Annotated in this window: 10 protein-coding genes; 9 read left to right on the forward strand and 1 reads right to left on the reverse strand. The window is 75.2% G+C overall.

The window, feature by feature from the left end; all coding sequences use genetic code 11:
* Together ACFO60_RS40155 and ACFO60_RS40160 are read left to right on the forward strand one after the other, a co-directional pair.
* On the forward strand, positions 1-1,688 hold a 1,688-nt coding region (locus ACFO60_RS40155), incomplete at its 5' end, for a DUF6493 family protein (RefSeq protein WP_380852586.1).
* Positions 1,646-2,707, forward strand: coding sequence for a DUF7824 domain-containing protein (locus ACFO60_RS40160; protein ID WP_380852589.1), 1,062 nt, complete (start codon positions 1,646-1,648; stop codon positions 2,705-2,707). The genes ACFO60_RS40155 and ACFO60_RS40160, both read left to right, overlap by 43 nt.
* 444 nt (positions 2,708-3,151) lie before the next feature.
* Here the strand turns inward: ACFO60_RS40160 and ACFO60_RS40165 are convergent, their stop codons facing one another.
* Positions 3,152-4,777 carry an aromatic amino acid ammonia-lyase gene (locus tag ACFO60_RS40165; RefSeq protein ID WP_380852592.1) on the reverse strand — a complete coding sequence of 542 codons (1,626 nt, stop codon included), beginning with the start codon at positions 4,775-4,777 and terminating at the stop codon, positions 3,152-3,154.
* A gap of 175 nt (positions 4,778-4,952) precedes the next feature.
* Between ACFO60_RS40165 and ACFO60_RS40170 the strand changes: the two genes are divergently transcribed.
* From ACFO60_RS40170 to hutI, 7 genes are all read left to right on the forward strand, one after another.
* The gene (locus ACFO60_RS40170) at positions 4,953-5,840 is read left to right on the forward strand and encodes a MurR/RpiR family transcriptional regulator (RefSeq protein WP_380852595.1); all 888 of its coding nucleotides are present in this window, start codon (positions 4,953-4,955) and stop codon (positions 5,838-5,840) included.
* Positions 5,841-6,024: 184 nt separating this feature from the next.
* Positions 6,025-7,695, forward strand: a complete 1,671-nt coding sequence (hutU, locus tag ACFO60_RS40175) for a urocanate hydratase (RefSeq protein WP_380852598.1) — start codon at positions 6,025-6,027, stop codon at positions 7,693-7,695.
* 95 nt (positions 7,696-7,790) lie between these two features.
* Entirely contained in the window at positions 7,791-8,972 is a 1,182-nt protein-coding gene (locus ACFO60_RS40180) for an allantoate amidohydrolase (protein WP_380852613.1), read from the forward strand.
* Positions 8,973-9,054: 82 nt separating this feature from the next.
* Positions 9,055-10,392 (forward strand): formimidoylglutamate deiminase, encoded by a 1,338-nt coding sequence (locus ACFO60_RS40185; RefSeq protein WP_380852601.1) that lies wholly within the window; start codon positions 9,055-9,057, stop codon positions 10,390-10,392.
* 108 nt (positions 10,393-10,500) lie between these two features.
* Entirely contained in the window at positions 10,501-11,010 is a 510-nt protein-coding gene (locus ACFO60_RS40190) for an RNA polymerase sigma factor (RefSeq protein ID WP_380852604.1), read from the forward strand.
* Complete coding sequence (locus tag ACFO60_RS40195) at positions 11,007-12,182, forward strand: TolB-like translocation protein (protein WP_380852607.1); 1,176 nt, start codon at positions 11,007-11,009, stop codon at positions 12,180-12,182. The genes ACFO60_RS40190 and ACFO60_RS40195 overlap by 4 nt, the downstream gene beginning before the upstream one ends.
* A 293-nt stretch (positions 12,183-12,475) precedes the next feature.
* Positions 12,476-13,660: an imidazolonepropionase gene (gene hutI / locus ACFO60_RS40200; RefSeq protein ID WP_380852610.1), complete on the forward strand. Its 1,185-nt coding sequence runs from the start codon at positions 12,476-12,478 to the stop codon at positions 13,658-13,660.
* Positions 13,661-13,893: the final 233 nt, after the last annotated feature.

Below are 13,893 nucleotides of genomic sequence, written 5' to 3' on the forward strand. Positions count from 1 at the left end.
GGCTCGCGGCGAAGGTACGCGGCCCCCGTGACACGGGGGCGCCGCTGGCGCTGGCGATGCTGCGGCACACCGGCGCCGAGCCGCCGCCGAACGACGCCCTGGTCGTCGCCTGGGTGGCGGCGGCAGTGGGCTCAGGCCCGGTCTCGGACGACCCCCTGCTGCCGGTGCTGCTTCCGCGTGTCTTCGAGGCCGAGGGCGCGGGCAGGGCTCTGCGAAATGAACGGCTCGACCCGATCTCGCCGTGGTTGCGCACCATCCGTGACCTGGCGGCCACCGGCCGGCTCGCGAGGGAGCCCCTGCTGGACGGCTGCGTCCGCCGGTTCCTGCGCGGCGGCGCCGCGCAGGACCTGCGGTTCTTCGTCCGCCTGCACGAGCTGCTCGAACCATCCACGGCCGAGGTCGAGGCCCGGCGGCGCGACTATCTGGCGGTGCTGCCCACCGCGCCCGGCCCGGTCGCCGAGCTGGCCCTGCGCCACCTGCGACGTCTTGACGACCACGACCCCGCCGATGTCGCCGAGGCGCTCGGAGGGCTGCTGTTCCGGCCCGAGGCCGCTCTGGTACGCGCGGGCATGACCTGGTTCGACCAGACGGTGCGGCGGGCGCCCGAACGGGCCGACGACCTGGCGCCCGCGCTCGCGACGGCCTTCCACCATGAGTCCTACGACGTCCAGGGGCGGGCCGCCCAGCTCGCGCTCAAGCACGCCGGCCGCTTCGGCCCGCTGGGCGCCGAGCGCGTCAGAGAGGCCATCCCCGCACTGCCGTCCGCGCTGGGCGAGCGGATCATCGCCGTGTACGGCGGTGAGGCGGCCTCCGAGGACACCCCGGCGTTCGTCCCGCCGCCTCTTCCGGAGCCCCCGTCGGCCGAGCCGTTTCCGGCCACTCCGGCGACGCCCGCCGAGATGGGGGCCCTCGGTCAGACACAGTGGCAGTGGCACGACTGCGAACGCTGGCTGGCCGGCTTCGTGCACCTCGCCGCCCAGGACAGAGAGGGCCTGCGCGCCGCACTCGACGCGGCCTACGAAAGCGCCTACCTGCGGTCGTTCGACATGCGCAGCTGGACCAGCACCCACGCGTGGCACGCCGCGATGGTACGAGAGCTGATCACCCCCGGCGCCGGCGCCGGCGTCCTCGCCGAGCGGCCTTCTTCCTTCGGGCGCGTGCGGACGCCTTCGGGACGGCGCTTCTCAGGACGGTGCTCGATCGCCCTCTTCTGGACGTCCGACTGGTGCACACGGCCGAGGGCGACGACGACCCGCTCGGTGACGACCGGCCCGCAGGTCCCGGGCAGGACGCCGGCGAGCACGGCGGCCAGGCGCGCACCTCCCGCGACCGGGGCGACCACGGTGGATCCGGCCACGACCCCGCGAGCGGCACACCGGAGGCCGGCCGGCGCGGCGCGGTGGGACAGGGTGAGACGGACGCTCCGCAGGGGGGCCACTTCGATCCGGTGGAGGCTTTCATCGGCTGGGGGCGCGCTGCCGCCCGCGCCGCCGCCGCCCATATGTGGGGCGGCGGCGATGACGTCCCCTCCAGGGTGCTGTTCTCCTTCACGGGGTACCGCTCGCCGTTCGGGCCGCATGAGCCCGCGCCGCCGCAGGCTCCGGTCGACCGGCTGCCGCCTCCGCAAGAGGTGTCGCCACCGCACATGTTCATCCTGCGCAGGTACGCGGAGGTGTACGAGGCGCTGAAGTCGGGCACGCTGCCGCCGGTGCTGCTGGCCACGCCCACCCTCTCCACCGGGCGGCTCGACCCGGGGGTCCTGGTCTCCCGGCTGGAGGCGTACGAGGCGGCCGGCGCCGAGCCCTTGCCCGCCGACCTGCAGCAGGCCCTGCTGCGCCTGCCGCGCGGGGCACACCCCGAGGCGGCGGATCGGGCCGCGCGGCTGACCCGCGAGGCGGCCCGCACCGTGGCGCGTTGGATGACCGGAGGCGGGCTGCCCGACCCCCGGGCCGGGGTCCGCTGGGGGTGTCCGGAGGACGCGACCGAGCACTACTTCGACGAGCGCCCCGGCGGGCGCGTCGCGCATCTCCGGCTGACCCCGATGCTGAAGGCCGAGCCGACCGGGCTCGACCTGATCGACGGACTGCTGGCCGAGCCGCAAGAGTGGGCCTCAGAAGGCCACGGCGGCTGCATCGAGTGGTGGCCGGGCGTGCTGCCGTCGCATCGCGAGGTCGTGGCCGTGAACCTGCTGCCCCACCTGTTGTACCAGGGATACCGGCCGGGGGTCCATCCGGCGCACGCCGCCATGCTGGCCGCCTCCGACGGGCCGGCCGGAGACGCCACCGCGCTGGTGCTGGCGTACTTCCTGGCGCAGAAGCAGCCGGAGCAGGGGCTGCGGATCCTGCTCACGATGGCGGCGCGCGGGGACCTCCCGGCGGCGGAGCTGGGCGTCCAGCTCGGCCGGCTCGTCCGGTGGGCCGGGCACAAGCATCGGGACGTCGGCAACGCCCTCCAGGCAGCCGCCGACCAGGGGGCCCACCACGAGGTGTGGCGGGTGTTCCGCGCGATGCTCCCGGTTCTGCTTCCGGGGCCGGGGGAGCGGCCGCGCAACGGGCCGGCCGAGCTGGTCCGGCTCGCCGCCACGGTCGCCGGACGAACCGGCGCGCGGGGCGAGATCACCGAACTCGCCGAGGTCGCCGCCCGCAGGAGCACCAGCATGCTCACCCGCGAGTCCCGCCGCCTGCACCAGCACCTGACCCGCCCGTGAGTCGTCCAGGCGGATGCGGACGCGGGCGGCACTCCACGGTCCCCGCCTGGTCCACCCACCACGCTGACCGTGACCACCGCCTGGGGGACCGCGTGCAGGCGTGCCGGAGGAGAGGAGTCGCCGCCGAACCGCCAGGCCGCGCGACCGTGAACCGAGGTCCGCCGGCCTCGCGCCGGCGCACGTTCAGTCCTCCTCGGCACGCCTCATCTTCGTACATTTCCGCGCACCGGCGGTTGAGCCTGCCGCCGGGTGCGCACAACTCCACGGTTCTTGCCACGAGTCCTGGTGTACGTCCCGCCGGTGCAGGGTGCGCTTACGCGTGTCCTTGCGACCGGAGTCAGGGGAATCCTGCGCGGCGGCGTCCCCCATCTGCGGCTCGGGCGCGGAGGCGATGAGGCCGCCATCGGCGGAGGCGAGGGTCGGCGGGCTGGGTGCGGGGCGGGGTCAGAGCGTGGCGAAGGTGTCGAGTAGGGCGGCGGCGGTCTCGGTGTCGGCGGTCAGGGGGCGGTCCTCGTCGCGGGGGTCGAGGCGTGCCGCGGCCAGGGCGTACGCCGCGCCGGCGGGCGTGGCGGCGATGGCGGGGCCGAGGCCGCGCTGGCGCAGCGCCCGGACCGCCGCCACCAGTTCGCAGGCCAGCACCAGGCGGTAGGACGCCGCCGCCCGCAGCGTCTGCCGGGCCGACTGGGAGGCGAAGCCGGCGTGGTCCTCGACGCCGCGGGACAGTACGGCGTGGCCCAGCGCCGCCGGGAAGGCCGCGTTGCGCAGTTCGGCCAGCGCGGAGCTCGCGGCGTACTCCAGGATCATCACGCCCGAGCTGCCCGCGGCGCCTTCGGCGAGGAAAGGACGCAGGCCGGTGAACGCGGGCTCGACCAGCGTGGCCAGCCGGGCGGTGGACAGGTGCGCGGTGTGCAGGAGCGCGATCCGCAGGTGGTCCAGGGTGAGGCCGAGGGACGCCTGGTGGAAGCCGCCGTGGTGGTGGACGGTGCCGCCGGCCGCGGAGATCAGCGGGTTCTCGGCCGCGGCGTTGATCTCGATGCCGAGGACCCGTTCGAGCGCGGACACGCCCTCGACGGCCGGTCCGTGCACCTGCGGGAGGCACCGGTACCCGAACGGATCCTGGATCCGCGCCGGCGGGGCCGGTGAGCCGCCCAGGAAGGGCACGCCTTCGCCGGCCGGAGTGGGCATGGAGCCGTGGATGGCCGGGGGTGGGACGGTCGGGCCTTGGGTGGGCCGGGATGGGGTGGTGGGGGTGTGGGTGGGCGGGGTTGGGACGGTCGGGTCGAAGGTGGGGGTGGGCGGGGGGAGGGGGGACGGGGTGAGGAGGCGGCGCATCTCGGTGGCGACCGCGACGGCGCCGGGGTGCGGGCGCGCGGCGTGCACCTCCTCGTCGTACGCTTCGGCGCCGCCGTCCACCGCCAGAAGGGAGAGGGCGGCGACCACCTGGGTGGCGCGGAGCAGCGCCGCGATCTGCGACCAGGCGAGCGCCGCCTGCCCGATCGTCAGGGCGCTGCTGCTGCACAGCGCGAGCGCGTCACCGGCCGCCAGGGTGATCGGCGCGGGCGCCGCGCCCCGGCCGCCGGTCCAGGGGAGCTCGCCGACGAGGGTGAGGCCGGTCTCGGCCAGGGCGGTCAGGTCGCCGGTGCCGATGGCGCCGACCTCGTGGACGGCCGGCAGGTGCCCGGTGTTCAGGGCGTGGGCGAGCGCTTCGGCGAAGGCGGGTTGCAGTCCCGCGCCGCCCGCGAGGATCTGGTTCGCCCGGACCGCCATCATGGCGCGCGCCTGCTCGGCCGGCACGAGCGCGCCGATGCCGCCGGCATGGCTGCGCAGCAGGCGCAGGCCGTGCGCGTCCCCGTCGGCCGCCGCCACGTCCTCGGTGCGGTTCGCGCCGACCCCCGTGGTGCGCCCGTACACGGGCCGATGACGCGCGATCTCGCGTGCGGCCTCGCACGCCGCGGCGGCCCGGTCGAGCCCTTCGGGGGCAAGGGAGACCGGCGCGCCGGCGCGCGCGATGTCGGTGATGTCCGCGGGACCGGTTCGGGCGCCGTCCAGCAAGACCGTGCGTAATGTCATAAAAGAGCCCTCAACAGGTACATTACTCGGATTTTCCCGGGCTCTCCTTGACATGCCTGCATACATCGACAATCGTGCATGAAAGTATGCATACGCGGGAAGCAGTGCGAACCGCCGCACAGTGGGTGGCGGGCCAGGAGGACATCAAGCGCGTGACATCCGAGCGGAGGGGCCGATGAGCAGGCCGCCGGGCCCGGCCGCGGTCGCCGCCGAGGACGCCTCGCGGGTCGCCGCCCGGCTTCAGGAGATCGTCGAGGGCCACCGGCTGTCGCCCTCGCAGCGGCGCATCGCCCGGTACCTGCTGGAGCGTCCTCATGAGGCGGTGTTCCTCACCGGCAACGACATCGCCGAGGCGGTCGGCATCAGCCAGCCCTCGGTCACGCGATTCGCCATCGCCGTCGGCTTCACCGGATTCCCCGAGTTCCGCGACCACCTGCGTGCGGCGCTGCGCGACGGCCAGGACGCCGCGGCCGAGCCCACCGGTCTCAACCCGGTCCAGGCCATGATCGACTCTGAGCTGCGCAACTTGGAACAGCTGCGGGACGGCCTCGGCGACACCGGACGGCTGCGCGAGGTGGCCGCGGGGCTGGCGTCGTCCCGGCCGCTCCCGGTCCTCGGGCTGCGGGTGTCGGCGCCCCTGGCGCACCTGTTCGGCTACCTGGCCGCCAAGGCGCACCCGGACGTCCGGGTCATCGACGCGCCGGGGTCGACGATGGAGGACCGGCTGAGCCGCGCCGTCGACGCCGGAGCCACCTGGCTGCTCGCCTTCGGCCTGCCGCGCTACCCGCGCGAGCTGCGCGAGGGGCTCGTGTGGGCCAGGCGGTCGGGACTGCGGGTCGCGCTGGTCACCGACCACGCCGTGGGGCCGCTCGCCGAGCACGCCGACGCCGTGCTGGCGGCGCCGGTCAGCTCGCGGTTCGCCTTCGACTCCCAGGCCGCGCCGAGCGTGCTGTGCGCGGCGCTGGTCCACACGATGCTGGAGGCGCTGCCCACGCGGGAGCAGGCGTCGATCGAGGAGTTCGAGAACAGCGCCGCGGACCGCCGCCTGTTCTTACCCGGATGATCGGCCCCGGATGGCCCCCGTCCCCCGGACAGGGAGGCGGGCATCGGACCGGCGGTCACGCGGACGGCACGCGAGCGCGGCGCCGTGGGCGGAGTGGACCACACTGACGAGGCCGGGACCTGAGCAGGTGCCGCGACCGCGGCGAGGACACGAGCACGACGAACCAGCGAGGAGATGACCAGCGATGAGCGACCAGGCCCGGCGGGTGATCCGTTCCCCACGTGGCACCGACCTGTCCTGCCGCGGATGGCAGCAGGAGGCCGCGTTCCGGATGCTGCACAACAACCTCGACCCCGAGGTCGCCGAGCACCCCGAGGAACTGGTCGTGTACGGCGGCACCGGCAAGGCGGCGCGCGACTGGCCGTCCTTCGACGCCATCGCGCGCACGCTCCAGGGCCTCGCGCAGGACGAGACGCTGCTCGTCCAGTCCGGCCGCCCGGTCGGCGTCATGCGCACCCACGAGTGGGCGCCGCGCGTGCTGCTCGCCAACTCGAACCTCGTCGGCGACTGGGCGACCTGGGAGGAGTTCCGCCGTCTGGAGGCCCTGGGCCTGACCATGTACGGCCAGATGACGGCCGGGTCGTGGATCTACATCGGCACACAGGGAATCCTGCAGGGCACCTACGAGACGTTCGCCGCCGTGGCGGCCAAGCGGTTCGGCGGCACCCTCGCCGGGACGGTCACGCTCACCGCCGGGCTCGGCGGCATGGGCGGCGCCCAGCCCCTCGCTGTCACCATGAACGGCGGCGTCGCCATCTGCGTGGACTGCGACCCCTCGCGCATCGCCCGGCGCATCGAGCACCGCTACCTGGACGTCCAGGCGGACGACCTGGCGGACGCGCTGCGCCTGGCGGCCGAGGCCCGCGAGGCCCGCCGCCCGCTGTCGATCGGCCTGCTCGGCAACGCCGCCGAGGTGCTGCCCGAGATGCTCGCCATGGGCGCGCCGATCGACATCGTCACCGACCAGACCTCCGCGCACGACCCGCTGGCCTACCTGCCGCTCGGCATGGCGTTCGAGGACATGCGCGAGCAGGCGGCCAAGGACCCGGCCGCGTTCACGCAGCGCGCCCGCGAGTCGATGGCCAGGCACGTGGAGGCCATGGTCGGCTTCATGGACGGCGGCGCGGAGGTGTTCGACTACGGCAACTCCATCCGCGGCGAGGCCAAGCTGGCCGGGTACGCGCGCGCCTTCGACTTCCCCGGCTTCGTGCCCGCCTACATCCGGCCGCTGTTCTGCGAGGGCAAGGGCCCGTTCCGCTGGGCGGCGCTGTCGGGCGACCCGCGGGACATCGCCGCCACCGACCGGGCGATCCTCGAGCTGTTCCCGCAGAACGAGTCGCTGGCCCGGTGGATCAAGCTGGCCGGCGAGCGGGTCGCCTTCCAGGGGCTGCCCGCGCGCATCTGCTGGCTCGGCTACGGCGAGCGCGACCAGGCGGGCCTGCGCTTCAACGAGATGGTCGCCTCCGGTGAGCTCCAGGCCCCCGTGGTGATCGGCCGCGACCACCTCGACTGCGGCTCGGTCGCCTCTCCGTACCGCGAGACCGAGGGCATGCTCGACGGCTCCGACGCGATCGCCGACTGGCCGCTGCTCAACGCCATGGTGAACGTCGCCTCGGGCGCGTCCTGGGTGTCGATCCACCACGGCGGCGGCGTCGGCATCGGCCGCTCCATCCACGCGGGCCAGGTCGCCGTCGCCGACGGCACCCCGCTCGCCGCGCAGAAGCTCGAGCGGGTGCTCACCAACGACCCGGGGATGGGCGTCATCCGGCACGTCGACGCCGGGTACGACCGGGCCGCCGAGATCGCGGCGGAGCGTGGCGTCCCCATCCCCATGGCGCAGGGGGAACCGCGATGACCGATCCCGGCGGCGGGCGCGTGCGGGAGTCGGCGGGGGCGGAGCCCGGTGGGCCGGCCGGGCCGGAGGCGTCGCTCGTCGCGCGTTTCGAGCGGATGTGGGGCGACCTCGCCCGCATCGGGGACGAGGGCGCCCGCGGGTACCGGCGGTTCGCGTGGACGCCGGTGGACCTCGCGCTGCGGGCGTGGTTCCGCGACCAGGCACAGGCGCGCGGCATGGCCTGCGAACGCGACCGCAACGGCAACGAGTGGGCCTGGTGGGGCGCCCCCGGCCCCGGCGCGGTCGTCACCGGCAGCCACCTGGACAGCGTCCCGGGCGGCGGCGCCTTCGACGGGCCGCTCGGCGTGGTGTCGGCGTTCCTCGCCGTCGACCTGCTGCGCGAGCGGGGCGTCGTGCCGGCGCGGCCCATCGCCGTGGTGAGCTTCACCGACGAGGAGGGCGCCCGCTTCGGCGTCGCCTGCGTAGGCAGCCGCCTGCTCACCGGGCTGCTCGCCCCGGACGCCGCCCGCGCGCTGCGCGACGCTGACGGGGTGACGCTCGCCGAGGCGATGCGGGCCGCCGGCGCGGACCCCGCCGCCCTGGGACGGGACGAGGAGGCCCTCGGCCGCATCGGCGCCTTCGTGGAACTGCACATCGAGCAGGGACGCGGGCTGGTCGACCTGGGCGCGCCGGTCGGCGTGGCCAGCGCCATCTGGCCGCACGGCCGGTGGCGCTGCACCTTCCACGGCACGGCCGACCACGCCGGGACCACCCGGCTGGCAGACCGGCACGACCCCATGCCGCCGTTCGCCTCCACCGTCCTTTCCGCCAGGGAGGCCGCCGGACGGCTGGGCGCGCTGGCGACGTTCGGCAAGGTGCGGGTCGACCCGAACGGCACCAACGCGATCCCGTCGCGGGTCGACGCCTGGCTCGACGGCCGCGCCCCCGACGCGGTGACCGTCCGCGAGCTGGTGGCCGAGGTCGGCCGCGCCGCCGAGGCGGCGGCGTCCGGGCACGGCGTGCGGGTCGAGGTGGTGGAGGAGTCCTGGACCCCCGTCGTCGAGTTCGGCGGCGAGCTGCGCGACCGCGTCGCCGCCGCGCTCGGCGGAGTCCCCGCCCTGCCCACCGGCGCCGGGCACGACGCGGGCATCCTGTCGCCGTACGCGCCGGCCGCGATGCTGTTCGTCCGGAACCCGACCGGCGTCAGTCACAGTCCCGCCGAGCACGCCGGGACCGCGGACTGCGTCGCCGGCGTCCACGCCCTCGCCACCGTCCTCTCGGACCTCGCATGCGACTGACGACCAACGGGTCGGCCACGAGCCGGTCGGCCACGAGCCGGTCGGCCACGCGCGCCGTGGCCGCGAGGGAGCGTGGGGGCCGATGACCGTCTTCTACGCCGACCACGCCTGGCTGGGCGGGGACGCCGCGGTCGCCGGTGTGGTGATCGAGGTGCGCGAGGAGCGGATCGCGCTCGTGCGCCAGGGGGAGCCCGCGCCGCCCCCCGGCGCCGTCCACCTGCGCGGCGTCACCGTCCCCGGGCTCGCCAACGCCCACTCGCACGCGTTCCACCGGGCGCTGCGCGGGCGCACCCAGCGCGGCCGCGGCACGTTCTGGACCTGGCGTGAGCAGATGTACCGGATCGCCGCGCGCCTCACCCCGGACGGCTACCACGCCCTCGCCCGGGCCGTCTACGCCGAGATGGCCCTCGCCGGCATCACCTGCGTCGGCGAGTTCCACTACGTGCACCACGACACCGGGGGACGGCCCTACGCCTCGCCCAACGCGATGGGGGAGGCGCTGATCGCGGCGGCGGCGGACGCGGGCGTCCGCATCACGCTGCTGGACGCCTGCTACCTGCGCGGCGGTTTCGGCATGCCGCTCGAAGGGCCGCAGCTGCGATTCGGCGACGGCGACGCGGCCGCCTGGATCCGGCGGGTCTCGGCCCTGGACGTGGCCGCCGCCCCCCATGCCCGCGTCGGCGCGGCCGTCCACTCGGTGCGGGCCGTGCCGCCCGCCGAGATCCGGGAGGTGAGCGGCTGGACCCGCGAGCGGGGCGTCCCGCTGCACTTCCACCTGTCAGAACAGGTCGCCGAGAACGAGGCGTGCCTGTCCGCCTACGGCCGGACCCCGGCGGAGCTGCTCGACGAGAACGGCGCCCTCGGCCCGCTGTCCACGGCGGTGCACGCCACCCACCTCACCCCCGCCGGCGTCGGCCGGCTCGGGGAGTCCCGCACGGGCGTCTGCATGTGCCCGACCACCGAACGGGACCTCGCCGACGGCATCGGCCCGGCCCGGGCGCTGGCGGACGCGGGCTCGCCGCTCTCGCTCGGCAGCGACAGCAACGCCGTCGTGGACCTGCTGGAGGAGGCGCGCGGGGTGGAGATGGACGAGCGCCTGGCCACCCGGCACCGAGGCCACTGGCGCGCCGGCGGGCTGTTGCGCGCCGCCACCCTCGGCGGGCACGCCTCGCTCGGCTGGCCGGAGGCCGGCCGCATCGAGGCGGGCGCCCCCGCCGACTTCGTCACGATCGCCCTGGACACCGTGCGCACGGCCGGCTGGTCGCCGGACTGCCTGGTGGAGACCGTCGTCTTCGCCGCCACGGCGGCCGACGTCCGCGACGTCGTCGTGGCGGGCCGCCGCATCGTCGCCGGCGGCCGCCACCTCACCGTCGACGACATCCCCGCGGCCCTCGCCTCCGCCATGACCGGCCTCCTCTGAACGACAGGCGAGCCGGCTCGGCCGGCTGCCGCGCCGGCCGCGTGCTCCTGGTCCTCATCGGCCTGGACGGGGATGCAGCGGATCGGGGAGGACGGGCGTTCATAGGGCATGAAGAATGAGACGGTCGCTCGTGCGCCGGCCCGGAATGGCACGGGACTGGCCGGGCTGTACGCCGGGCACCGGCTCGCGCTGGTGCGCCTGGCCATGCTGCTCGTCGGCGACAGGGAAAGCGCGGAGGACATCGTCCAGGACGTCTTCTCCCGCCTGCACGCCAGGCGCCAGGAGACGTTCACGCTCGCGTACGTCCGCGTCTGCGTGCTGAACGCGTCCCGCTCGGTCCTGCGCCGGCGCCGCGTGGCGGTCAAGGCGCCGCTCGGACCGACGGAGGTGGCGGACTCCGCGGAGACGGCCGCGCTGCTGGGGGAGTCGCGGCTGGAGATGCTGGCCGCCCTTGACCGGCTGCCCAGGCGGCAGCGCGAGGTCCTCGTCCTGCGCTACTACCTCGACCTGTCCGACGCCGACATCGCGCGGGCGACGGGCGTCAGGGAGAGCACCGTGCGGTCCAACATCTCACGGGCCCTGGACCGGCTCGAGCGTGAACTGGGAGGGAAGGCATGAGCAGCATCGAGGACCGGCTCAGAGACGCGCTTGCCGCCAAGGCCGAGACCGTTCAGGACGACGGGCGGCCCCGCGTCCTGCCCGCGACGCGCGGGCGGACGGCCAGGTGGTGGGCGCCGGTGGCCGTGGCGGCCGCCATCGTGGCCGTGGTCGCGGGCACCGTCGTGGGGACGCATGCGATCACGGCGCCCGCCCCGGCGGCCAGGCCCACGCCGACCACCGGTCCCGTCGCGCCGCCGATCGAGAAGGTCTGGCCCCGCGCGGTGCACGAGATCCCCGCCAAGGGGCCGGGCGGCAGGACGTTCACACCGGACGTGTTCGTCAAGGACCGGGTGGTGGTGGGGCGGGGGCTCACCCGGAACCGGCTCGACGGGATCTGGTCGTACGACCTGGACAAGCGCACGTTCACCCGCGTGGCGCCGCTCAAGGACCGCAACGTCATGAAGGCCCCCCTCGTCCACGGCGACGGATACCTGGCCTGGTCGGCGATCGCCGGCCGCAGGACCGAGATCTGGGCGGTGCCGGTCACCGGCGGCGTCCCGCGCAGGATCGCCTCGATCGCGGCCCTGGTGACCAGCGACGGCTCCTATTACGGGATCCGACTCGCCATCGCGGACGGCGCGGCCGTGTGGTCGCCGTACGACGGCGGTGTCTACCGGGCCTCGCTGAAGGGCGGGAAGGCCACCCTGATCAGCGGCACGAGAGGCTTCCACCTGGTCGAATGGCCGTGGGCCGGATGGCCTGGCGTGGAGGCGGCCGACCACCCTGTCACCCGCCCCATGGAACACCTGAAGAACGTCCTCACCGGCGCGCTGAACGACGTGACCCCTCCTCCGGGGCGGTCGACATGGGACGAGTGCGGGGTTACCTGGTGCTTCGACCGGGTCGAGGCGTGGCGGCGCGACGGAACCGGTCTGCGCGAACTGCCGGGGAGCGCCCGCGGAGACCTCTACTCCGGCCGTTTCGTCCAGCTCGCCCAGCAGGATCGCGACGGAAGACACGCGAGCACCGTTCACGACATCGCCACGGGACGTACCGGCCTGCTGTACCCGATCCCCTCACGGCGCGGCGACAAGCCCCCTCCCGCCCTCTACCTGCACGAAGACGTGATCTGGTACGAGACAGGGCGAGGCACGCAGGTCGTCGTCGACCTGGCCGCCGCCGGCCGGTGACCCGTCCACAGGGGGAGGCGCCGGGCCCCGCCGGGTAGCCCGCGGGCCGCACCGGTGAGTCTCCCCCCGGCGGGACCCGACCCGTGAGCCACCGGCGCCGCCTCGGGGCGTGACGCCGCACGTGGGCTGTCTAAGGTGGTGGACCACAAGGCCGCCCCGCTGGTCGCGAACCGGTGAGGCGGCTCACGTCGGCGGATTCGGGCGTCCCTCTGGACGGGCCGGCCCACCCGGGAGATGAGCGTGAGATGGATGTCGGCGGCGGGTTCGCGCCGCGGGGCGGAGGCGGGGCGGGGATGAGCGGTCTTGTGATCGACGGCATCGCATCGCTGGTCACCAACGACCCGGGGTCGGGGCGGGGGCCGCTCGGCGTGGTGGAGGACGCCGCGCTGGTCGTCCAGGACGGGCGGGTGGCCTGGGCCGGTCCGAGAACGCGGCTCCCCGAGGGGGCGGGCGGCGAGCGGTACGACGCGGGCGGCCGGGCGGTCATCCCCGGGTTCGTGGACAGCCACGCGCACCTGGTCTTCGCCGGGGACAGGGCGCCGGAGTTCGAGGCACGGATGTCGGGCCGCCCCTACACCGCCGGCGGCATCCGCACCACGGTGGCGGCCACGCGGGAGGCGAGCGACGACGCGCTGCGGGCCAACGTGCGCCGCCTGGTCGCCGAGGCGCTGCGCTCGGGCACGACCACGATCGAGTGCAAGTCCGGGTACGGCCTCACCGTGGCCGACGAGGCGCGCAGCCTGCGCGTGGCGGGCGAGCACACGAGCGAGGTGACCTACCTGGGCGCGCACGTGGTGCCGCCCGAGTTCGCCGGCGACTCCGACGCCTACGCCGAGCTGGTCGCCGGGGCGATGCTCGACGCGTGCGCCCCGCACGCCAGGTGGATCGACGTGTTCTGCGACCGGGGAGCGTTCGACGGTGACCAGACCAGGGCCATCCTGACGGCGGGCAGGCAGCGGGGGCTGGTGCCGCGCGTGCACGCCGGGCAGCTCGGACCCGGGCCCGGCGTGCGCATCGCGGTCGAGCTGGGAGCGGCCTCGGCCGACCATCTGACGCATCTCAGCGACGCCGACGTCGAGGCGCTGGCGGGCGGAGGCACGGTGGCGACGCTGCTGCCGGGGGCGGAGTTCTCGACGCGGTCCCCCTACCCGGACGCGCGCCGCCTCATCGACGCCGGCGCCACGGTGGCGCTGGCCGCCGACTGCAACCCCGGGTCCAGCTACACCACCAGCATTCCGTTCTGCGTGGCGCTGGCCGTGCGCGACATGCGCATGACCCCTGACGAGGCCGTGTGGTCGGCCACCATGGGCGGCGCCCGCGCGCTGCGCCGGAGCGACGTCGGGCACCTGGCGCCGGGCGCCCGCGCCGACATCGTCCTGCTCGACGCGCCCTCGCACGTCCACCTGTCCTACCGCCCCGGCGTTCCCCTCGTCGCCCGCGTGTGGAAGGACGGCCGGCCCGTCGCCGCCGCCGTCTAGCGCGTCAGGAAGGGACGGCGCCCGGCCGGAAGGCCGACGACGTGGGCCGGGCCCGGGCGACGGCTCGCCCGGGCCCGGTGTGTCAGGTCCGCTGGTTCCCGGTCATGCCCTGGTCCATCTCTGGTTGGCGCTGCCGTTGCAGGTGGCGACGGTCACCGAGGAGGTGTTGCCGGTGCCGGTGGCGTTGAGGCACAGGTTGGCGGCGCCGTTGGTCACGGTGCCGTTGGAGTTGA

Source organism: Sphaerisporangium dianthi (assembly GCF_042654065.1).
GTDB lineage: Bacteria > Actinomycetota > Actinomycetes > Streptosporangiales > Streptosporangiaceae > Sphaerisporangium > Sphaerisporangium dianthi.